A 21,475-nucleotide genomic window follows, 5' to 3' on the forward strand; every position below is an offset into this window, starting at 1 on the left:
CAGCTGCGGTTCGGAACGACGGGTTGAGGTAGTGCTGGGGGACGACGCGGAGCTGACCGCCGCCGTGCTCGCGGCTCAGGATGGGGACGAGGACGCCTTCCGGACTGTGTACCGCGCCGTGCATCCGCGGTTGATCGGCTATGTACGCACGCTCGTCGGCGACGCCGACGCGGAGGACGTCGCCTCCGAGGCGTGGCTTCAGATCTCCAGGGACCTCGACAGGTTCAGCGGGGACGCCGACCGGTTCCGCGGCTGGGCCGCGCGGATCGCCCGCAACCGTGCTCTGGATCACATCCGGATGCGCGGCCGTCGGCCGGCCGTCGGCGGTGACGAGACCGAACTGACCGGCAGGGCCGCCGACTCCGACACGGTCGACGAGGCGCTGGAGTCCATCTCCACCAGCAGCACCATGGCGCTCATCGCCCAACTGCCGCAGGATCAGGCCGAGGCGGTCGTGCTGCGTGTCGTGGTCGGCCTCGACGCCAAGAGCGCGGCCAAGACCCTCGGCAAGCGGCCGGGCGCCGTCCGGACGGCTGCGCACCGCGGCCTGAAGCGGCTGGCGGAACTGCTGGGAGCCGACGGCGCCGCCTTCGAAGGCGAGGACCGGCCCCCCTCCGACGTGACTCGCCGGGGCGGGGAGGACCCCGCGGAGAACGCTTCGGAACTGGGCGGGCTGCCCACGCAGCGCGGCTCCCGCCCCGGTGCGACGGCACCCGCCGGTGTGACGCATTCACGCCTGCGGACGCAGAAGGACATGTGATGGCCGACGAGCGGTACGAGTGGCTTGACAGGGACGCGGCGGAGCGACTGCTGCGTGGCGAGCCTGTCGAGGTCGCGGACGAACGCGCTCGTACGGAGGCCGCACGTCTCGCCGCCACCCTCGACAGCGCGGCGCGGAACCCCGGCTACGGCTACGACGACGGCGAACTGCCCGGCGAGGCGGCGGCGATGGCCGCGTACCGCAAGGCCAGGGCCGAGTCGTCGGCAGCAGCGGGCACTTCGCTCGGGACCGTCCGGGTCACCCGTTCCGGCCGCGGCACCAGGCCGGCCCGCGGCGTGGGATTCGCCCGGCCCGTCCGGTTCGGGATCGCGGCGGCGTTCGCGGGCTGTGCCATCGGCGGTGTCGCCGTCGCCGCCGGCAGCGGTGTGCTGCCCACCTTCGGCGACGAGCGGCCCACGCCCGCGTCCTCCGTGTCGGCCGCGGCGACACCGGGACCGCTCACGTCGCCGTCGCCGAGCGGCGGCGACGCCGGCGCGGCACCCCCTCCTCCGGGCGCCACCGGCACGCCGCCGGGCCTGCCGCCCGTGACGGGCAGCGCGACGCCGTCCCCCGGCGACGCGGGCGTGAGCACGCCCGGCCTGCCGGCCGGGGACGGCGCGGCCTCGCCGGGCGGCGAGGACCCGTCGAAGAACACCGACCTGTACCGCAGGTCCGTCGAGGCATGCCGTGACTGGCGCAGCGGCCGGATCGATCCGGACCGTAAGCGCCGGCTGGAGTCGGCCGCCAGAGGCGCCGAGCGCGTGGAGCGGTTCTGCGACGAACTGCTCGGCGGCGGCGCGGGCGACGGTGGCAGCCCGGGCGGCGAGGGCGGGAACGAAGGCGACGACCGCGAAGAGGACGACGGGAACGGCCAGGACGGCGGGAAGAACTCCGGCGGCTCCGGCGGCGACCGCGACTCGGGCAGCTCGGAGGACGCCCCCCAACTCGTCCCCGACACCCCCCAGGTCTCGTACTCGCTCGTCCCCGACCCGGTCGTGACGCCGTGGTCGCCCGGCTCGGACTCCCTTGCCGGTGCCACCACTCGAGCTCTCTGACCTGCGCTTTCGAGGTGCGGGACGCAGGGTGTGACGTTTTTCTGGGCTACGGCGCAGTAGATAGTGAGCCGACTGGTCATCGGCGGCGCAACGAGCCGGGGTTCCCCCCGTACCTACGGCTCAGCGCAATGGCGCGGGCGGGACACGTTCCCCCGGTCCCGCCCGCGCCCTTCTTCCTTCACCGCTTCCGCGCCCCGCGCATCACCAGTAGACGACGACCTTGTCGCCGGTCCGCACCTGGTCGAACAGCGCCGCGATGGCACCCTTGTCCCTGACGTTGACACAGCCGTGCGACGCGCCGTTGTAGCCGCGGGCGGCGAAGTCGGAGGAGTAGTGCACCGCCTGGCCGCCGCTGAAGAACATGGCGTACGGCATGGGCGTGTCGTAGATGGTCGAGACGTGGTCACGGGACTTCCAGCCCACGTTGAACACGCCTTCGCGGGTCGGCGTGTACTGCGACCCGAAGCGCACGTCCATGGTGGACAGCACCTTGCCGTCGATCATCCACGACAGTGTGCGGGTGGTCTTGCTGATGCACATCACCCGGCCCGTCATGCAGCGCTGATCGAGCTTCGCCTGCGGCTTCTTGACGTCCTTGCCGTCCAGTTCGGCGCGCGTCGGCTTCGTCGTCATGCCGAGCAGCCGCTGCCAGGTCACGGTGTCCGTGCTGCCCGTCGCGGGAAGGCCGCGCTTGCCCTGGAAGCCCTTCACGGCCGTGGTGGTGACCGGCCCGTACGTACCCGTCGGCTTGTCGTCGAACCAGCCGATCTGCGCCAGCCGCGCCTGAAGCTCGCGCACCTGCTCGCCCTTCGCGCCGGGCGCCATGATGACCTTGGGTGCCGGCTGCTCGGTGGAGGGCGACGGCGACGGCTTCTTCGACGGCTCGGCCGACTCGGATGCCGACGCCGACGGTGACGGGGAAGCCGGCGGCGTGGAGGCGGACGGTGTCGCCGCCGCGCTCGGCGTGCTGCCGCCGGTCGGTGTGTCGGTCGCGGCCTCCGCCTTGCAGCCGGCCGTCACCGCGGCCACGACGATCGCGGCCGCCGCGGCCAGCGTTCTCATCCCGGCGTTCCTGAGCATGTCGCCCCCCATTTGTCTCGTCCCCCACATGTGTCTGTTGCCTGATGAGACAAATTCCCGTCCTGCCCGGTTGCGTAATCCCGCGCATCATGGGGGTAACGGTTCGGGGACGGGCGGGCCACGGGCGCTTCGCCGGTAGCTGTGAGCAAGGTCCCAGGGCGTGGCTCTCCATCCCTCGCACGCCCGCCGCTACAGTCCGTCGCAAAGGTTTGTTACCTGTCAGTAGGCCCAGCGGGAGGCACAGTCACATGGCGCGCGAGTCCGAGTCGGGACTGCCCATCGAGCCGGTGTACGGACCGGCGGACCTGGAGGGCTGGGACCCGGCAGAGAAGCTGGGCGAGCCCGGTGAGTACCCCTTCACCCGCGGCGTGTACCCGTCGATGTACACCGGCCGGCCCTGGACGATGCGCCAGTACGCCGGATTCGGCACGGCCGTCGAGTCCAACGCCCGCTACAAGCAGCTGATCGCCAACGGCACGATGGGCCTGTCGGTCGCCTTCGACCTGCCGACACAGATGGGCCACGACTCCGACGCGCCCATCGCGCACGGCGAGGTCGGCAAGGTCGGCGTCGCCGTCGACTCGATCGACGACATGCGGGTGCTGTTCGGCGGGATCCCGCTGGACAAGGTCTCCACGTCCATGACGATCAACGCGCCCGCCGCCCTGCTGCTCCTCCTCTACCAACTCGTCGGCGAGGAGCAGGGCGTCCCCGCGGACAAGCTCACCGGCACGATCCAGAACGACGTGCTCAAGGAGTACATCGCCCGCGGCACGTACATCTTCCCGCCCAAGCCGTCCCTGCGGCTCATCGCGGACATCTTCAAGTACTGCAAGGCCGAGATCCCGAAGTGGAACACCATCTCGATCTCCGGCTACCACATGGCGGAGGCCGGCGCCTCGCCCGCGCAGGAGATCGCGTTCACGCTCGCCGACGGCATCGAGTACGTCCGCACCGCCGTCGCCGCCGGGATGGACGTCGACGACTTCGCGCCCCGCCTGTCCTTCTTCTTCGTCGCCCGCACGACCATCCTCGAAGAGGTCGCCAAGTTCCGTGCGGCCCGCCGCATCTGGGCCCGGGTGATGAAGGAGGAGTTCGGCGCCAGGAATCCCAAGTCGCTGATGCTGCGCTTCCACACCCAGACCGCGGGCGTGCAGCTCACCGCACAGCAGCCCGAGGTGAACCTGGTGCGCGTCGCCGTCCAGGGCCTCGCGGCGGTCCTCGGCGGCACCCAGTCGCTGCACACCAACTCCTTCGACGAGGCCATCGCCCTGCCGACGGACAAGTCCGCCCGTCTCGCGCTGCGCACCCAGCAGGTCCTGGCGTACGAGACCGACGTGACCGCCACCGTCGACCCCTTCGCCGGCTCGTACGTCGTGGAGAAGATGACGGACGACGTCGAAGCCGCGGCGCTCGCCCTCATGGAACGCGTCGAGGACCTCGGCGGCGCGGTCAACGCCATCGAACAGGGCTTCCAGAAGAACGAGATCGAGCGCAGCGCCTACCGCATCGCCCAGGAGACCGACTCCGGCGAGCGCGTCGTCGTCGGCGTCAACCGCTACACGCTGGACACGGAGGACCCGTACGAGCCGCTCCGGGTCGACCCGGCGATCGAGGCCCAGCAGGCCGAGCGGCTCGCGAAGCTGCGCGCGGAGCGGGACCAGGCGGCGGTCGACGCGGCGCTCGCCGAGCTGAAGAAGGCCGCGGAAGGCACGGACAACGTCCTCTACCCGATGAAGGACGCGCTGAAGGCGCGCGCCACCGTCGGAGAGGTCTGCAACGCGCTGCGCGAGGTGTGGGGCACGTACGTCCCCACCGACGCTTTCTGACATACGGAACAGAAAGGCGGAGTGTCGTACCGATGTGCGACACTCCGCCCCATGCTGGGTGTCACCGATCTTCCGACCTATCTCGCAGGACTTGTCCTGATCGTCCTGCTGCCAGGACCGAACTCGCTGTACGTGCTCTCCGTCGCGGCGCGCCGCGGTGTGCGTACCGGCTACCAGGCCGCCGCCGGCGTGTGGTGCGGCGACACCGTCCTGATGGTGCTGTCGGCCGCGGGCGTGGCCTCGCTGCTCCAGGCCAACGCGGTGCTGTTCGGGATCGTGAAGTACGCCGGCGCCGGCTACCTGACCTGGCTGGCCATCGGGATGCTCCGCGCGGCCTGGTCGATGTGGCGGACGCGCGGCGAGCGGACGGCCGACGGGGCCTCTTCCGCGGAGGCGTCCCCCGAAGGTCCGGCCGCGGAGCGGCCCTTCCGCAAGGCATTCGTGATCAGTCTGCTCAACCCGAAGGCGATCCTGTTCTTCATCGCCTTCTTCGTGCAGTTCGTCGACCCGGCGTACGCGTACCCCGCGCTCTCCTTCACGGTGCTCGGCGCGCTGGCGCAGCTGGCGAGCGTCCTCTACCTGAGCGTGCTGATCTTCACCGGCACCCACCTCGCGGCCGCGTTCCGCCGCAGGCGGCGGCTGTCGGCGGGGGCGACGTCGGCGGCGGGCGCGCTGTTCCTGGGCTTCGCGGTCAAGCTCTCCCTGAGCGGCACGTGACCCTTCCCGAACCGGGGGCTCTGCCCCCGGACCCCCGCGCCTCAATCGCCGGCGGGGCTGGAGTGGCCTCCGCTGTCGGCGGGGCTGATTTCGCGCAGCGAAATCCAGCCCGCCCGGCGTTCGAGGGCACCGCGCGGAGCGCGGTAGGCCGCCCGCAGGGCGGTACGGGTCCGGGCGGAGCCCGGTTTCGGGAAGGGGCGGGTAGGGGAACAGCTCGCGCAGCAGCCAGGCACGCACGGTGCGGTGACGCCCCCGTGCCGCGGCCCGCGCGCAGACCGGTGACGCCCCCGTGCCGAGCGGCCCGCACCTAGATCGGTGACGGCCCCGTGCCGCGGCCCGCACGCAGACCGGTGACGGCCCCGTGCCGAGCGGCCCGCACCTAGATCGGTGACGGCCCCGTGCCGCGGCCCGCGCGCAGACCGGTGACGGCCCCGTGCCGAGCGGCCCGCACCTAGATCGGTGACGGCCCCGTGCCGCGGCCCGCACCCGCGCCGCGGCCCCGCGTCAGCCCAGCGCCGTCACCCGCTTCAGAACACGCCGCATCCGCCGCCCCCTCACCATCCTCCGCACCGCCTTGTTGCGGGGCAGCGGTACACCCCCCGGCAGGCCGAGCACCGTCAGACGGCGGCGCTTGAAGTAGCGGGCCGTGGTCGCGTCGAGGCCGGTGCGGAGATAGCGTTCGGCCGCCGGCCGCAGGTCCGCCCGTAGCTTCGGCTGCATCGCGAAGCCCACCGCGGAGAGCAGCCCGGCGACCTGGCCGTCCGCCGCCGCGGGCGGGCCCGACTCGCCCGCGGCCAGGTCCGGCAGCAGTGCGTCGGCGATCGTCAGCGGCACCCGGTTGCTGTTCTGGTACGGGCTGAGCCGGTCGAGGAGCGGCTCCGTACCGATCCGGGCGACCGGGACGCCATAGAAGGTGCCCGCGGTGAACAGGGCGGTGGAGAAGCATCCCGCCACCAGCGCCGGGCGCATCTGCTTGAACAGCACCTCGGCGAGCACCGGCCGCTCCAGCACGGTCAGTTCGACCCCGAGGGACGCGGCCTGGCGCTCCAGCGTCCGCGTCCACGCGGCCGGCGCCGTCGGGTGCGGCTTGAAGACGACCCGGCGGTGACCGAGCGCGGCCACGCCCGCCAGCATCCGGACGTGGAGGCCCTCCTCCTCCACCGGTGTGAGGATGCCCAGGGCCGCGAGGTACTGGCCCAGCAGCAGCGCCGCGCCGTCCGGGACACCGGCGCAGGCGTCCGGCACGGCGTCGGAGAGCTCGCCGACGACCTTGACGAAGGCCTCGGTCGGCACGAGCTGCGGCTCCACGCCGAACTCCGCGAGCAGCAGCGGCTTCAGGCCGGGCACCAGGTCGAGGTGCAGGAGCCGCCGTACCCGTTCGCCGACCAGCGGGTCGATCTTGTTGCGGGTGGGGCCGTAGCTCATCAGCCCGTCCGCGTACACGTCCAGCGCGGCGTCGGGGAAGAGCTGCGCGACTGCCAGCGCCGGGTTGACCTGGATGGATTCGACGGCGAGCTCGATCCGGTCGTCGCCCAGTTCCCACAGCTGCCTCAGGTACCGCTCCCACAGGGGCACGTCGTCGCCGCGGGGCGCCCAGCCGCCGGGGTGGAAGGGCGAGATGGTCCCGTTCCAGGAGAGCACGGCGTCGAAGCGGTCGCGCAGCCGCTCGAAGCCGGCCATCTCGTCGAGGGCCGGTGTCGTCTCCGGCGTCGCCGCGTTGTTGGAGACCAGCAGCAGCCGGCGGTCGGCGGTGGTGAAACCGCCGCTGTCGATCGCGGCGGCGAGCGTCGCCGCGCCGTAGAGGGAGGAGGCGAAGAAGATCTGCGTCGTGGCCATCAGGCTGCCGCCTCCACGGAGAGGGGAGCGGGCCGGCGGCGGACCTTGCGCAGTCGCGCGGCACGGTCGGCGTCCATGGAGTCGATAGCCTCGTTCAGCACGTCCTGCGGCATGCGTTTCAGCGCGGCCGCGCTCATCGTGCGCAATTTCCGTGCCACGGCCGGTTCGTACCTCTCGATGGATCCCAGGTGATGGGAAATGACCGCGCAATAGGTGCGGACCGCCTTGGGCAGCAGCTTTTCCGCGTCGGCGTCCTTCGTGGTTTCCTCGATCACCTGGTCGAATGCCTTGATGAAATCGAGCTGCCTGATGTCGCCGATCTGGGTGAGCGAGGAAGCGATCCCGCGCCGGTAGAAAATGCCGAGGTGGCTTATCACGGCGAACGAATCCGCCTCCCGGTGCAGCCGCCATATCCACGGCCGGTCCTCCGCCGTGCGCAGCCCGTGCGTGAAGTGCAGCAGTCCGCGGTCCACGAGCCGCCGGTGGTACATCCCGGCCCAGGCGTACGGGTAATCGACGGCGGTCGAGCGGGAGGAGGGCAGGATCGAGTCCCGCGGGCGCAGCACCTCGCCGCGCCGTCCGACGGGCACCCGGTGGATGGAGCGGGACCGCCCCGTGCACTGCACATGGTCGGTGCGGACGAAGTCGCACCCCAGGTCCTCCATGGCGTCCAGCAGGTGCTCGAAGTGGCCGGGCGCCAGCCAGTCGTCGCCGTCGAGGAAGGTGAGGTATTCGCCGCCGGCCGCGTCCAGACCGGTGTTGCGGGCGGTGGCCAGCCCACCGTTCCGTTCATGTCTGATCAGAACCGCGCCCGGAAGTTCACGTTCCGCGCGCTGCAGGATCTCCGGAGTCCCGTCCGTCGAACAGTCGTCGACGAGCACGAACTCGAAGTCGGCGCGGGCGTTCGCGCGAAGGCTTCGCAGTGTGTCGGGGGCATATGTCTGCACGTTGTAGAACGGCACGATGACGGAGAGCTTAACCACCCGCGTGACGCTAGGGGGGCGCTCGGCATTCGCATCGACGCATACAAGGATGTCAGGTGAACGTAGGGCGACGAGCTTGTTAACCGACCCGTTCCCCGGCCTGCTTCGCCGTCCGTAGGCGCTCTGTTAACCCTTTGTTGCTGCCGAGTTGGGCCGTGAAACCACATGCCTTTCTAACGTCCTCGACGTGCCAACAAGTACCAGCGAGGCCGTACGGGTCGCCGTACTCGCCGACTCCGACACCCGGTGGAAATGGGGTGCGCTCACCGCGCGCCGCATCGCGCCGAGCACCTCCGTCGAGCTGAGCGGCTTCCTGCTGCGCGGCCGGGCCACACCCACCGCCCGCCAGCTCGCGGAAGTGGGCGTGAGCGCCGACGAGTTGCGCGAGGTGACGGGCAACGAGTTCCTGCGGGCGATGAGGGACGGGTCCTACGACATCGTCGTCCTCGCGCTCGTCGGCGGAGGCGTCCAGGCGATGCTGCATGGCCTTGCCGCACTCGGCCAGGACCGCCGGCCCGTCGTCGTCACCGGCTACGTCGGTGTCGTCTACGAGAAGCTGTCCGACGGACTGCTGCTGCGCCACGGCGCCGACGTCGTGCTGGCCAACTCCCGCCACGACGCGACGCGTTTCCGCGCCGTCTACGAGGGAGTCGGCGCCGACGCCGGCGCCGTCACCGAGGCCGCGCTGCCCTTCCTCGGCGGGGCGCCGTACCGGCCGCGGGAAGGGCGCGACACGGTCGTCTTCGCCGTCCAGCCGTCCGTGCCCGAGTCCCGTGCGGACCGTGCGTACCTGCTGCGCAGGCTCGTCGAGCACGCCCGGCTGCACCCCGACCGCGAGGTGCTGCTGAAGCTCCGCTCCAAACCGGGCGAGCACACCACGCACCTCGAGGAGATCCCGTACCAGAAGCTCGCGGAGAAGCTGCCCGGCGGACTTCCGCCCAACTTCCGCCCCGTGTACGGGAACATGGGCGAGGTGCTGGACCGCACCGACCTGCTGGTCACCGTGTCGTCCACCGCCGCGCTCGAGGCGCTCCACCGCCGTATCCCCACCGCTGTGCTCACCGACCTCGGCGTGCGTGAGGCGCTCGGCAACCACCACTTCCTCGGTTCGGGGCTGCTCGCCTCCTGGGACCGGCTCGACGGCGGCCACCGGCCCACCCCCGACGCCGACTGGCTGGCAGGGCAGGGCGTCGCGGCCGACGGCTCGTACGAGAGCGCCTTCGACGAGGCCCGCAAGCGGGTCGCCGAACTGCTCCTCGTGCCGAGGCTCCCCGCCATCGCCCCGTACTACACGCCGGCCACCGCGCCCGGATACCTGCCCGGCCTGCTCGCCCGCCACCACCTCGCCCCGGACGGCACACCGCTGGCCGGCGCAGCCCCCAAGGCGGAGGCCACCGGCGTACGGCGGGTGGTGCGCGACGCCGTGCGCGGGGCGGCGCGCGGCGCGTACCGCCACGGCGTGCAGCGCGTCGCGCCCGTGATCCGCCGGATGGGCGAGCTGTGACCCCCGGCCTTTCCCGCTTCCAGTCCCGATGCGTCAGGAGCCACCGATGACCGTTCTCGCCGTGATCCCCGCCCGTGGCGGATCGAAGGGCGTCCCGGCCAAGAACCTGGCCGCGGTCGGCGGCGTGCCGCTCGTCGCGCGGGCCGTCCGCGCCTGCCTAGACGCCCCGCTGGTCACGCACGTCGCTGTCTCCACCGACGACCCCGAGATCGCGGCCGTCGCCCGCGGCGCGGGTGCGGAGGTCGTGCTGCGGCCCGCGGCCATCGCGGGGGACACCGCCACCAGCGAGTCGGCGGTCCTGCACGCCATGGACGCGCACGAGGCCGTGCACGGCGCACCCGTCGACGTGGTGCTGCTCGTGCAGTGCACCAGCCCCTTCATCGCCCGGGAGGACATCGAGGGCGTCGCCCGCGCCGTCGCCCTCGACGGCGCCGACAGCGCGGTGACCGTCGCGCCCTTCCACGGCTTCGTATGGCGCGAGGCCGACGAACCGGCGAGCCCGTCCGGTAAGAGCGCCGAACAGGCGGGCGGGGCAGCCGTCCTGGTCGACACCGCCACGGCCACCGGCTCCGGATACGGCGTCAACCACGACTCCTCGTTCCGGCCGCGCCGCCAGGACCGCCCCCAGGACTTCCTGGAGACCGGCGCCGCGTACGCCATGTCGGCGGCCGGCTTCCGCGAGGCGGGCCACCGGTTCTTCGGCCGCACCGCACTGGTGCACACCGATCCGGCGCGGGTCCTCGAGGTCGACGACCCGCACGACCTCGCCCGCGCCCGCGCGCTGGCGCCACTGCTCGACACCGCCGCGGTACCCGGCCGCGACGACGTCGACGCCGTCGTCCTCGACTTCGACGGCACCCAGACCGACGACCGGGTCCTCATCGACGCGGACGGCCGCGAGATCGTCTCCGTCCACCGCGGTGACGGCCTCGGCGTCGCCCATCTGCGCAAGGCCGGCCTGGAACTGCTGATCCTCTCCACCGAACAGAACCCGGTCGTCGCCGCCCGCGCCCGCAAGCTCAAGGTTCCCGTCCTGCACGGCATCGACCGTAAGGACCTCGCCCTCAAGCAGTGGTGCGACGAGCGGGGCCTCGCGCCCGAGCGGGTGCTCTACGTCGGCAACGACGTCAACGACCTTCCGTGCTTCCACCTCGTCGGCTGGCCCGTGGCCGTCGCGAGTGCGCACGACTCCGTACGCGCCGCCGCCCGTGCCGTCACTGCCACACCCGGCGGCGAAGGGGCGATCCGCGAGATCGCCGCCTGGCTGCTCGGCCCGACGCTCAACACCCCTGAACCCGCCCCCATGTCCCCCAAGAAGTAAGGAACCACCCCCATGAACACGTCCCGTCTGCGCGCCCTCGGCAACAAGATCGCGGGCCCCGGCCACCCCGTCTACGTCACCGGCGAGATCGGCATCAACCACAACGGCGACCTGGACAACGCCTTCGCCCTCATCGACGCCGCCGCCGAAGCCGGCTGCGACGCCGTCAAGTTCCAGAAGCGCACCCCCGAGATCTGCACCCCGCGCGACCAGTGGGACATCGAGCGCGACACCCCCTGGGGCCGGATGACGTACATCGACTACCGCCACCGCGTCGAGTTCGGCGAGGACGAGTACCGCCGGATCGACGAGCACTGCAAGGAGCGCGGCATCGACTGGTTCGCCTCCCCGTGGGACACCGAGGCCGTCGCCTTCCTCGAGAAGTTCGACGTCCCCGCCCACAAGGTGGCCTCCGCGTCGCTCACCGACGACGAGCTGCTGCGCTCCCTGCGCGCCACCGGCAAGACCGTCATCCTCTCCACGGGCATGTCGACGCCGAAGCAGATCCGCCACGCCGTCGAGGTCCTCGGCAGCGACAACATCCTGCTCTGCCACGCCACCTCCACCTACCCGGCCAAGGCGGAGGAGCTCAACCTGCGGGTCATCAACACGCTGAGGGACGAGTACCCGAACGTGCCGATCGGCTACTCCGGCCACGAGACCGGCCTGCAGACCACCCTCGCGGCCGTCGCGCTCGGCGCCGCGTTCGTCGAGCGCCACATCACCCTCGACCGCGCGATGTGGGGCTCCGACCAGGCCGCCTCCGTCGAGCCGCAGGGCCTCACCCGCCTGGTCCGCGACATCCGCACCATCGAGACCGCGCTCGGCGACGGCGTCAAGAAGGTCTACGACTCCGAGCTCGCGCCCATGAAGAAGCTGCGCCGGGTCACCGGTGTCGTCGCCGAGGCGGGCGACCGTGAGCCGGCCGCGGTCTGACGACCGGGTGGCGACGCGCGGCAGCACCCGCGCGCCCGCGGCGGGCGGGCCCCGTCCGCCCGCCGCCGGACCCGGCAGGGGCGGTGACATGCACCCTCGTACGGCCACCCCGACGGCCCGCCGGCCGGATTCCCCGGCCGGCCGCACCCCGGGGGGCTCGGACGGACCCGTGCATGGCCCGTGCCACCTCGGTCCTCACCGACCCCGTGCCGACCGACGGGTCCCGGTGGGCCCGGTCGGACCGCTGCCTGGCAGGTCCGGTTCTGGCGGACGGGTTCCCGTATTTCCGGTCGGTGTCCTTCCCGGCGGACAGGTCCTGACGGGGCCGGTCGGACACGGTCCTGGCGGACGGGGCCCGGCAGGGCCCGTTCCGGCCGGACCCGTCCCGCCAGGCCACGACGGGCCCGTCCCGGCCGTCGACATCCGCGCCGTGGCCATCGGCCGCGGGCGGCAATCCACCAGCGCCCCGCGGGGTGGTCAGCCACGGACCCGGCTGAAGGCCGGCCCGGCAGCACGAGGTGACAACCAGTGAATCTCGCCTTCGTCGAGAGTCCGGTCCAGCTCCTGAACGTCCTGGAGTGGGCCCACGCCACGCCGGCCGTGCCCGGTCCCGGCGATCTCACCGTGGTCGTGCTCTCGCCCACGGACCCCATGTCGCGCGGCCAGCTCCGCCGGATGGCGGAACTGGCCCGTGACGCGGGCTTCACCGTCCGCTGGCAGGAGGCGCGCGGAGGCCCCGGCGCCCCGCTGCGCACCGTGCGCGAGCTCGGCCCGATACTGCGCCGCGCGGAGCGGATCGTCATAGGCGACCCGTTCTCGCGCTACGTACAGCTCCTGCTGACCCTGGTCGGCAGGAAGGACGTCACCGTCGTGGACGACGGCACGGCGACCATGGAGTTCGTCGCCCAGGTCTCCCGCGGGGAGCAGCTGGTGCGCTGGCACCGGCGCGGCAGCCGCCGCGGGCCGCGCGAGCTGGTGCTCGCACCGGTCACCTTTCTGGCCCGTCGCAGGCTCGCCCCGTCGAGGAGCCGGTCGGTCGAGGTGTTCACCTCGATGCCCGTGGAGCCGCCGCCGGGGATCACGGTCACGCGCAACGACTTCGCCTGGACCCGCGCGCGATTCGGCCCTCCGACGATCACCCGCGGCGCGGACATGGTCGGCACCTCCCTGGTGGAGACCGGCGTCATCGACCTCGGGCAGTACCTGGAGGCGGTCTCCGCCCTCGCCCGCACACACGGCGCGACCCGCTACTTCGCGCACCGCAGGGAGAGCGCGGACAAGCTGCACCGGCTCGCGGTCGAGACCGGCCTGGAGGTGGTCCGCCCGGAACTCCCCTTGGAGCTGATCGCCCGGCGCGGCCCGATCGGAGCAACCGTCCTCAGTTTTCCCTCCACCGTGGTCCACACCCTGCCCCTGGCCCTGGCGGGTACGGGAATCAAGGTGGCGGTCTGCGACATCGCACCCGAATGGCTCAGGGAGAACGCGTCACCGCGCGCACAGGGCTTCCTGGCGGGCGTCACGGGCACGGCCCGCGATGTGCAGCGGCTGCCGGCGCCGGCTTGAAGAGCCGAGGAGCCGCGGCAGTGAGCGGACGAGCACCGTCCGGAAAGGAAAGATCGACTCAAGAGCGAGCCGCGTGAGTTTACCCACTGCCACGAGCAGCGAACCGCCGTGAGCCCGAAATTCTGTCCCCTGTGTGGCTGATGTTTTGTTGATCGCACGGCAGTTGAGGCATGAAGGGGCATACCCTTCACTGGGTGAACCAGTTGATGTCCCGCGAGTCCGAAGAAGTCGAACGGCCCGGCGCAGTCGCACTGCACGGCACGCTGTCCGAATCGCTGCGCGCCGAACTGATCGCGTTCCGGCGCGACTTGCACATGCATCCGGAGCTCGGCAACCAGGAGTTCCGTACCACCGCCATGATCAAGGCGCGCCTCGAGCAGGCCGGGCTCGAGCCCCGGGTCCTCGCCGCCGGCACCGGCCTGATCTGCGACATCGGTACGCCGGCTCCGGGCACCGTACGGCCCTTCTTCGCCATCCGCGCCGACATCGACGCACTGCCCATCCCCGACACCAAGACCGGCGTCCCCTACCGCTCCACCGTGCCCGACCGTGCCCACGCCTGCGGCCACGACGTGCACACCACCGTCGCGCTCGGAGCGGGGCTCGTGCTCGCCGAGCTCGACCGGCAGGGGCTGCTGCCGCAGCCCGTCCGGCTGATCTTCCAGCCCGCGGAGGAAGTGCTGCCCGGGGGAGCGGCCGACGCGATCGAATCCGGCGTGCTCGAGGGCGTCAACAAGATCATCGCGGTTCACTGCGACCCCAAGGTCGACGCCGGCGTCATCGGACTCCGGCCCGGACCCATCACCTCCGCCTGTGACCGCCTCGAGGTGACCCTCGACGGTCCCGGCGGCCACACCGCCCGCCCGCACCTGACCACCGACCTGGTCACGGCGGCGGCGAAGATCGTCACCGAGGTGCCCGCGCTGCTCGCCCGCCGTGTCGACGCGCGGTCCGGGCTCGCCGTGACCTGGGGGCGCATCGAGTCCGGCCACGCCTGCAACGTCATCCCGCAGCACGCCGAACTCTCCGGGACCGTGCGCTGCCTCGACCTGGAAGGCTGGCGCGAGGCCCCCGACCTGGTGCACGCGGCGATCGACGAGATCGCGACGCTGCACCGGGCGAAGTCCCAGATCGACTACGTCCGCGGTGTGCCGCCCGTCGTCAACGACCCGGTCGTCACCGAATTGCTGCGCGACGCGCAGACGGCGCGGCGCGGATCGTATGCGATCGAGGACACCGAACAGAGTCTCGGCGGCGAGGACTTCTCCTGGTACCTGGAGCACGTTCCGGGCGCGATGGCACGCCTGGGCGTGCGGGTGCCTGGCGACACGGTCAGGCGCGACCTGCACCGGGGCGACTTCGACGTGGACGAGTCGGCGATCGCGGTCGGCGTGGAGCTCTTCACGGCGGCGGCCCTGCTGGATGCGCGCATCGCGCTCTGACGTCGGGGCCGCGATGGCCCCGGCCGGCCCCGGCCCGGCGGTCTCGGGGTGCGCCCGACCCGAACCCGGTGCGCGAGCGCGGCGTGACGGTCACCGGGCCGGCACGGCCCGGGCCCCGGCGGCGTGTCGCTGGGGAGTGGGGTCCGGCACGGTCCCCGAGGTCCGGGCCAGGCCCGGTTTCGTTGTGGGTGGCCCCCTGCGGTGCGTGGTGCCGCTTCGGGGTGTGGGGGGTAGCCCCACAGAACCCTTTCCTCCCCTACGTGGGGGCTGCGGGGCGTCAGCCCCCATGGGGGTCAGGGGCGGAGCCCCGGTTTCGGGAAGGGGCGGGGTGGGGGAACGCCCGCGCAGCGGCATGAGGCCGGGGTGAGGACCGCGCCCGCGTGCGGGCTGTGCCGGAGGTGCGCCCGCCGGTCCCGAACCGGTCCGGTCATCGCGGCGCGAAGCCGCCGCTTCGGGTGTGGGGGGCGTCAGCCCCCATGGGGCCCGGGGGCGGAGCCCCCGGTTTCGGGGAAGGGCGGGGTGGGGGAAACGGCCCCGGTGGGGGAAATGGCGCGACACGCCGGGCCCCTACGGCGAGCGGCGTCACCCGTCCCGGCCTACCGTGGTGCGTGGCCTGTTCGCGACGATCCGATAACGACTGATGAACGGGTCTTTAACTGACATCTACGCGCGTTACGATCGCCGCGAACCCAGCGCCGGAAGTGGCGCTTTCGGTCAGGTTTAAAGGAGCCCCCCAGTGCGCCGGATCACCAGGATCGCCACCGTGGGCATCGCGTCCGCGGCTCTCGCACTGTCTGCCACCGCGTGTGGCGGCAACAAGTCTTCCGAGTCGGGCGGCTCGGACGACAACGGCGGCAAGGCCGCCATCGCGTACGACATCGGTGGCCGTGGCGACCAGTCGTTCAACGACGCCGCCTTCGCGGGCCTGGAGAAGGCCGAGAAGGAACTCGACATCCAGGGCAGCGAGGCCGAGCCCAGCGAGGGTGAGGGTGACCCGGACAAGATCCAGCGCCTCACCGCGCTGGCCCGCGCCGGCAACAACCCGGTGATCGGTGTCGGCTTCGCCTACGCGCCCGCCATCGCCGAGGTCGCCCCGAAGTTCCCGGACACCACCTTCGGCCTCATCGACGACACTTCCAAGACCGGCAAGAACATCGCCAACCTGGTCTTCAACGAGGAGCAGGGCTCGTACCTCGCCGGTGTCGCCGCCGCCAAGGTGACGAAGAGCAACACCGTCGGCTTCATCGGCGGTGTGGAGACCCCGCTGATCAAGAAGTTCGAGGCGGGCTTCGTCCAGGGCGTCAAGGACACCAAGCAGGGCGTCAACGTCAAGGTCCAGTACCTGACGCAGCCGCCGGACTTCGGTGGCTTCTCGAAGCCGGACCTCGGCAAGGCCGCCGCGCAGGGCCAGCTCGACGCGGGCGCCGACGTGATCTACGCGGCCGCCGGTCTCGCGGGCTCCGGCTCGATCGAGGCGACCGCCAAGGCCGGCAAGTGGGCCATCGGCGTCGACTCCGACCAGTACAACCAGAAGGGTCTGGCCGCCTACAAGGAGCAGATCCTGACCTCGGTCACCAAGAACGTCTCCGGTGCCGTGTTCAACCTGATCAAGTCGGTCCAGGACGGCAAGCCGCAGACCGGTGAGGTCCGCTACGGCCTCGAGGACAACGGCGTGGGCCTGTCCACCTCCAACCCGGCCTTCACCAAGATGACGGACGTCATCGCCGCGGTGGACAAGGCCAAGGCCGACATCATCGCCGGCACGGTCAAGGTCAAGACCGCTCCGTAACCGAGCGGCCGGAACCGCAGTCCGCGGGCCCGGGGCGCAAGCCCCAAGGCCCGCGGACCGTTTCCGGCCCCGGGTTTTTGGTATTCGGGAGCGCTACGCGCGTAGAAGACGCCCAGGCGCGATAACTTCGCCCCGCCCCCTGCCACTCACAGCCCGCCCCTTCCGCCTGCCCTCCCTGCTCCTCCCGCCAAGGAGAGTGCGTCATCAACGCGTCCAGCCCTCCTGCCGCCGTAGAACTGCGCGGCATCACCAAGCGCTTCCCCGGCGTCGTCGCCAACCACGACATCGACATCACGATCCGTCAGGGCACCGTGCATGCCCTGGTCGGTGAGAACGGTGCCGGTAAGTCGACCCTGATGAAGATCCTCTACGGCATGCAGAAGCCGGACGAGGGCACCATCACCGTCGACGGCGAAAAGGTCACCTTCTCGAGCCCCGCCGACGCCATCGCACGCGGCATCGGCATGGTGCACCAGCACTTCATGCTGGCCGACAACCTCACCGTCCTGGAGAACGTCGTTCTCGGCGGCGAGAAGCTGTACGGCATCGGCGCGAAGGCCCGGAAGAAGATCCAGGAGATCTCCGACGCGTACGGCCTCGGGGTCCGCCCGGACGTCCTCGTCGAGCAGCTCGGCGTCGCCGACCGCCAGCGGGTGGAGATCCTCAAGGTCCTCTACCGCGGCGCCCGCACCCTGATCCTCGACGAGCCGACCGCCGTCCTCGTCCCGCAGGAGGTCGACGCTCTCTTCGCCAACCTCCGCGAGCTCAAGGCCGAGGGACTGACCGTCATCTTCATCTCCCACAAGCTGGGGGAGGTGCTGTCGGTCGCCGACGAGATCACCGTCATCCGCCGCGGTACGACGGTCGGCACGGCCGACCCGCAGAACACGACGACCAAGCAGCTCGCCGAGCTGATGGTCGGCAGCGAGCTGCCGTCGCCCGAGACCCGTGAGTCGACGGTGACCGATGTCCCCATGCTGAAGGTCGACGACCTCAGGCTCACGGTGACCGACCCCGACGGCGTGGTCCGCGAGGTCCTCGCCGGGATCGGCTTCACGATCCACAAGGGCGAGGTCATGGGCATCGCCGGCGTCGAGGGCAACGGCCAGACCGAGCTCATCGAGGCCCTGATCGGCCTGCGCGACCCCGACGGGGGTGTCGTCACCCTGGACGGCGCCGACATCTCCCACGCACCCACCCGTAAGCGGCGCGAGGGCGGCATCGGCTACATCCCCGAGGACCGGCACCGGCACGGGCTGCTGCTCGAGTCGACGCTGTGGGAGAACCGCATCCTCGGCCATGTCACCGAGTCGCCCAACAGCAAGAAGGGCCTGCTCGACCTCAAGGCCGCCCGTCAGGACACCGAGCGGATCGTCCGCGAGTACGACGTGCGCACCCCCGGGATCGAGGTCACCGCGGCCTCCCTCTCCGGCGGCAACCAGCAGAAGCTGATCGTCGGCCGCGAGATGAGCCACACCCCCAAGCTGCTGATCGCCGCCCACCCCACCCGTGGTGTGGACGTCGGCGCGCAGGCGCAGATCTGGGACCAGATCCGTGCGGCGCGCCGCGAGGGTCTGGCGGTCCTGCTGATCTCGGCCGACCTGGACGAGCTCATCGGGCTCTCCGACACCCTGCGGGTCATGTACCGCGGCCGTCTGGTCGCGGACGCCGACCCCGCGACGATCACTCCGGAGGAGTTGGGCTCGGCGATGACCGGTGCCGCATCCGGCCACCTCGAGCACGACGAGAACGGTGAGAGCCGATGAAGAAGTTCGACAAGGACCGGCTGATCCTCGGCCTGGCGGGCCCGGCGCTCGCCCTGGTCGTGGCCTTCCTGCTCAGCTCGGTGGTGCTGCTGCTCTCGGACCTCAGCCCGGTCGAGCCGTACCGGCTGATGGTGGAGCAGATCGAGTTCACCGATGTGCAGGTGCTGGTCATCAACCAGACCGGCATCTACTACCTGGCAGCCCTGGCCGTCGCCATCGGCTTCCGGATGAACCTTTTCAACATCGGCGTCGACGGCCAGTACCGCCTCGCGGTCATGCTCGCCGCCGTCGTCGGTGCCGCGGTGGAGCTGCCCGGCCCGCTGCACATCCTGCTCATCGTGTTCGTCGCCATGGCCGTCGGAGCCTTCTGGGCCGGTATCGCGGGTGTCCTCAAGACCACCCGCGGTGTCAGCGAGGTCGTCTCCACGATCATGCTCAACGCCATCGCGACCAGCCTCATCGCCTGGATGATCCTGCCCGCGAACCTCGGCGTGCGGCCGGAGGGGTCGAACGACCTGACCACCGGTGAGATCGCCGAGTCCGGCTGGTTCCCGGGTCTGTCGCTGGACGGCGGCACCATCTACGGCTTCACCTTCGTGGCCTTCGCGCTGGGCATCGTCTACTGGTTCGTGCTCGGACGCACCCGCTTCGGCTTCGACCTGCGCGCCACCGGCGCCAGCGAGTCCGCCGCCCAGGCGAGCGGCGTCGACGCCAAGAAGATGGTCCTCACGGCCATGCTGATCTCCGGTGCCATGGCCGGTCTCGCCGGTATGCCGATGCTGCTCGGCCAGACGCACACCTACAGCCTGAGCTTCCCGGTCGGCGTCGGCTTCACGGCCATCGGCATCGCGCTGCTCGGCCGCAACAACCCGATCGGCATCCTCTTCGCCTCGCTGCTCTTCGCCTTCCTCGACAAGACGGCCGAGGGCATCGGGCTCGAGGGTTACCCGAAGGAACTGGCGCTGATCATGCAGGGCCTGATCGTGATCGCGGTCGTCGTGTCCTACGAGCTGGTCCGTCAGTACGGGCTCCGCCGCCAGCAGCAGAAGGTCGGCGAGGAGCTTGCCGCCCAGGCCCGCAAGAACAAGGAGGTGGCGGCGGCATGAGCGAGTCCACGAGCACTGTCTCCCTGGCGAGCACCGCGCCCAAGAAGGGCGGCAGCCGCCGCAAGCTGTCCCTGCCCGTCATCTACCTGATCGTCGGGGGCGGCCTGGCGCTGTTCTCCCTCGTACGCGTGATCAGCGGTGCCGACGACCTCACCTCCGTCGGCCAGGTCTCCGGCGCGCTCCAGCTGGCCGTGCCGATCGGCCTCGCCGGCCTCGGCGGTCTGTGGGCAGAGCGGGCCGGTGTGATCAACATCGGCCTCGAGGGCATGATGATCCTCGGCACCTGGTTCGGCGCCTGGGCGGGCTACCAATGGGGCCCGTGGACCGGTGTGCTGGTCGGTGTCGCCGGCGGCGCGCTCGGCGGTCTGCTGCACGCGGTGATGACGGTGACGTTCAAGGTCAACCACATCGTCTCCGGTGTGGCCATCACCATCCTGGCCACCGGCCTCACCCGGTACATGTCCAACTTCACCTTCGCCGAGACCGAGGGCGGCTCCTCCAAGCAGTCGCCGCGTATCGACGCCATCGAGCGGATCACGGTCCCCGGGCTCTCGGACTGGCTGGGGGACCTCCAGGCCAGGCACTGGTTCTTCGTCTCCGACCTGGCCGGTGTGCTGGGCGGTCTGATCACCAACCTGTCGCTGCTCACCGTCGTCGCGCTGCTGCTGGTGCCCGGCACGTGGTGGGTGCTGTGGCGGACGTCGTTCGGTCTGCGCCTGCGCTCCTGCGGCGAGAACCCGATCGCCGCCGAGTCGCTCGGTGTCAACGTCTACAAGTACAAGTACATCGCCGTCATCGTCTCCGGCGGACTGGCCGGCCTCGGCGGCGCGTTCCTCGCGATCATCACCGGCATCTACCAGGAGGGCCAGACCGGCGGCCGCGGCTACATCGGTCTCGCCGCCATGATCTTCGGCAACTGGATGCCCGGCGGTATGGCGCTGGGAGCCGGCCTGTTCGGCTTCACCGACAGCCTCAAGCTGCGCGGCGGTGCCGTGAACGTCCACGCGATGCTGCTGCTGCTCGCCATCCTGCTGCTCATCGCGGTGGTCTGGCAGCTGTACAAGAAGAAGTACGTCGGGGCCGTGATCTCGGCCGCCTTCTCCGCGCTGCTGTTCACCTGGTACGCGCTCACGGACGAGCTCCCGAGCCAGTTCGTGGACGCGGCACCGTACGTGGCCACGCTGCTGGTGCTCGCGGTGTCCGCACAGCGGCTGCGCATGCCGAAGGCCAACGGGCAGCCGTACTTCAGGGGCCAGGGCAAGTGAGCACGGACGCCGGCTTCGACTGGGAGGCCCTGCGGGTACGGGCGCGTGAGGCGATGTCGCACGCGTACGCCCCCTACTCGGGCTTCCCGGTCGGTGTCGCCGCCCTCGTCGACGACGGCCGCACGGTGACCGGCTGCAACGTCGAGAACGCCTCGTACGGGCTCGGGCTGTGCGCCGAGTGCGGCCTCGTCTCCCAGCTCCAGGCGACCGGCGGCGGCCGGCTGACCCACTTCACCTGTGTGGACGGCCGGGGCGAGTTGCTGGTGCCGTGCGGCCGCTGCCGTCAGCTGCTGTACGAGTTCGGCGGCCCGGAGCTGCTGCTGGACACCCCGGGCGGGGTCCTGCCGCTCGCCGAGATGCTCCCGCAGGCCTTCGGCCCCGGTCACCTCGACTAGGCCCTGTCCGCCCGGACGGACCTGGCGCGTGTGCCGGGCTCCCGGCCCGGCGCCCCGCGGCCCTTCCGCTTCGGTGGAGGGGCCGCTCCCTTACCCTCTCTCTATGCGCGTAGAGCGCGGCAGACCAA

The 21,475-nt window shown here is 71.2% G+C and carries 17 protein-coding genes; 14 read left to right on the plus strand and 3 right to left on the minus strand.

All coding sequences use genetic code 11. The features are described 5' to 3' along the window. Positions 1-31 precede the first annotated feature (31 nt). Both AB0K36_RS01745 and AB0K36_RS01750 read left to right on the plus strand, forming a co-directional pair. Complete coding sequence (locus tag AB0K36_RS01745) at positions 32-760, plus strand: RNA polymerase sigma factor (RefSeq protein WP_364586830.1); 729 nt, start codon at positions 32-34, stop codon at positions 758-760. Next, positions 760-1,815 (plus strand): hypothetical protein, encoded by a 1,056-nt coding sequence (locus AB0K36_RS01750; protein ID WP_364586833.1) that lies wholly within the window; start codon positions 760-762, stop codon positions 1,813-1,815. Before AB0K36_RS01745 ends, AB0K36_RS01750 begins: the two co-directional genes overlap by 1 nt. A gap of 201 nt (positions 1,816-2,016) precedes the next feature. Here AB0K36_RS01750 and AB0K36_RS01755 read toward each other — a convergent pair whose 3' ends face one another. Beyond that, complete coding sequence (locus AB0K36_RS01755) at positions 2,017-2,877, minus strand: L,D-transpeptidase family protein (RefSeq protein ID WP_364586836.1); 861 nt, start codon at positions 2,875-2,877, stop codon at positions 2,017-2,019. 266 nt (positions 2,878-3,143) lie between these two features. Here AB0K36_RS01755 and AB0K36_RS01760 point away from each other — a divergent pair, with 266 nt between their 5' ends. Beyond that, positions 3,144-4,724: an acyl-CoA mutase large subunit family protein gene (locus AB0K36_RS01760; protein WP_364586839.1), complete on the plus strand. Its 1,581-nt coding sequence runs from the start codon at positions 3,144-3,146 to the stop codon at positions 4,722-4,724. Positions 4,725-4,775: 51 nt separating this feature from the next. Then, positions 4,776-5,441, plus strand: coding sequence for a leucine efflux protein LeuE (gene leuE, locus AB0K36_RS01765; RefSeq protein ID WP_189466602.1), 666 nt, complete (start codon positions 4,776-4,778; stop codon positions 5,439-5,441). Positions 5,442-5,945: 504 nt separating this feature from the next. Here leuE and AB0K36_RS01770 read toward each other — a convergent pair. Both AB0K36_RS01770 and AB0K36_RS01775 read right to left on the minus strand, forming a co-directional pair. Continuing rightward, positions 5,946-7,277, minus strand: a complete 1,332-nt coding sequence (locus AB0K36_RS01770) for a polysialyltransferase family glycosyltransferase (RefSeq protein ID WP_364586842.1) — start codon at positions 7,275-7,277, stop codon at positions 5,946-5,948. Beyond that, positions 7,277-8,260 (minus strand): glycosyltransferase family 2 protein, encoded by a 984-nt coding sequence (locus AB0K36_RS01775; protein WP_364586844.1) that lies wholly within the window; start codon positions 8,258-8,260, stop codon positions 7,277-7,279. Before AB0K36_RS01775 ends, AB0K36_RS01770 begins: the two co-directional genes overlap by 1 nt. Positions 8,261-8,447: 187 nt before the next feature. Here AB0K36_RS01775 and AB0K36_RS01780 point away from each other — a divergent pair, with 187 nt between their 5' ends. The 10 genes from AB0K36_RS01780 (at position 8,448) to AB0K36_RS01825 (ending at position 21,347) form a co-directional block, all read left to right on the plus strand. After that, on the plus strand, positions 8,448-9,764 hold the full coding sequence (locus AB0K36_RS01780) for a DUF6716 putative glycosyltransferase (protein ID WP_364586847.1): 1,317 nt from the start codon (positions 8,448-8,450) through the stop codon (positions 9,762-9,764). Positions 9,765-9,810: 46 nt separating this feature from the next. Next, complete coding sequence (locus tag AB0K36_RS01785; protein ID WP_364586850.1) at positions 9,811-11,085, plus strand: cytidylyltransferase domain-containing protein; 1,275 nt, start codon at positions 9,811-9,813, stop codon at positions 11,083-11,085. Positions 11,086-11,097: 12 nt separating this feature from the next. Continuing rightward, positions 11,098-12,021 carry an N-acetylneuraminate synthase family protein gene (locus AB0K36_RS01790; RefSeq protein ID WP_364586853.1) on the plus strand — a complete coding sequence of 308 codons (924 nt, stop codon included), beginning with the start codon at positions 11,098-11,100 and terminating at the stop codon, positions 12,019-12,021. Between the two features lie 528 nt (positions 12,022-12,549). Further along, the gene (locus AB0K36_RS01795) at positions 12,550-13,584 is read left to right on the plus strand and encodes a hypothetical protein (RefSeq protein WP_364586856.1); all 1,035 of its coding nucleotides are present in this window, start codon (positions 12,550-12,552) and stop codon (positions 13,582-13,584) included. A gap of 206 nt (positions 13,585-13,790) precedes the next feature. Continuing rightward, a complete protein-coding gene (locus AB0K36_RS01800; RefSeq protein WP_364586991.1) occupies positions 13,791-15,026 on the plus strand; it encodes an amidohydrolase in 1,236 nt (411 codons plus the stop codon). 736 nt (positions 15,027-15,762) lie between these two features. Beyond that, complete coding sequence (locus tag AB0K36_RS01805) at positions 15,763-16,815, plus strand: BMP family lipoprotein (protein ID WP_364586859.1); 1,053 nt, start codon at positions 15,763-15,765, stop codon at positions 16,813-16,815. Between the two features lie 236 nt (positions 16,816-17,051). After that, positions 17,052-18,581 carry an ABC transporter ATP-binding protein gene (locus AB0K36_RS01810; protein ID WP_364586994.1) on the plus strand — a complete coding sequence of 510 codons (1,530 nt, stop codon included), beginning with the start codon at positions 17,052-17,054 and terminating at the stop codon, positions 18,579-18,581. Continuing rightward, on the plus strand, positions 18,578-19,687 hold the full coding sequence (locus AB0K36_RS01815) for an ABC transporter permease (protein ID WP_364586862.1): 1,110 nt from the start codon (positions 18,578-18,580) through the stop codon (positions 19,685-19,687). The genes AB0K36_RS01810 and AB0K36_RS01815 overlap by 4 nt, the downstream gene beginning before the upstream one ends. Beyond that, a complete protein-coding gene (locus AB0K36_RS01820) occupies positions 19,684-20,952 on the plus strand; it encodes an ABC transporter permease (protein ID WP_364586865.1) in 1,269 nt (422 codons plus the stop codon). Before AB0K36_RS01815 ends, AB0K36_RS01820 begins: the two co-directional genes overlap by 4 nt. Then, positions 20,949-21,347, plus strand: coding sequence for a cytidine deaminase (locus AB0K36_RS01825; protein ID WP_364586868.1), 399 nt, complete (start codon positions 20,949-20,951; stop codon positions 21,345-21,347). Before AB0K36_RS01820 ends, AB0K36_RS01825 begins: the two co-directional genes overlap by 4 nt. The last annotated feature ends 128 nt before the right edge of the window (positions 21,348-21,475 follow it).

It is taken from the genome of Streptomyces kurssanovii (assembly GCF_040677245.1).
Taxonomy (GTDB): domain Bacteria; phylum Actinomycetota; class Actinomycetes; order Streptomycetales; family Streptomycetaceae; genus Streptomyces; species Streptomyces kurssanovii.

Coding starts and splice junctions, on each gene's coding strand:
- AB0K36_RS01750 (WP_364586833.1), top strand. CDS start 760: ATGGCCGACGAGCGGTACGAGTGGCTTGACAGGGACGCGGCGGAGCGA.
- AB0K36_RS01755 (WP_364586836.1), bottom strand. CDS start 2,877: ATGAGAACGCTGGCCGCGGCGGCCGCGATCGTCGTGGCCGCGGTGACG.
- AB0K36_RS01760 (WP_364586839.1), top strand. CDS start 3,144: ATGGCGCGCGAGTCCGAGTCGGGACTGCCCATCGAGCCGGTGTACGGA.
- leuE (WP_189466602.1), top strand. CDS start 4,776: ATGCTGGGTGTCACCGATCTTCCGACCTATCTCGCAGGACTTGTCCTG.
- AB0K36_RS01770 (WP_364586842.1), bottom strand. CDS start 7,277: ATGGCCACGACGCAGATCTTCTTCGCCTCCTCCCTCTACGGCGCGGCG.
- AB0K36_RS01785 (WP_364586850.1), top strand. CDS start 9,811: ATGACCGTTCTCGCCGTGATCCCCGCCCGTGGCGGATCGAAGGGCGTC.
- AB0K36_RS01790 (WP_364586853.1), top strand. CDS start 11,098: ATGAACACGTCCCGTCTGCGCGCCCTCGGCAACAAGATCGCGGGCCCC.
- AB0K36_RS01800 (WP_364586991.1), top strand. CDS start 13,791: ATGTCCCGCGAGTCCGAAGAAGTCGAACGGCCCGGCGCAGTCGCACTG.
- AB0K36_RS01815 (WP_364586862.1), top strand. CDS start 18,578: ATGAAGAAGTTCGACAAGGACCGGCTGATCCTCGGCCTGGCGGGCCCG.
- AB0K36_RS01820 (WP_364586865.1), top strand. CDS start 19,684: ATGAGCGAGTCCACGAGCACTGTCTCCCTGGCGAGCACCGCGCCCAAG.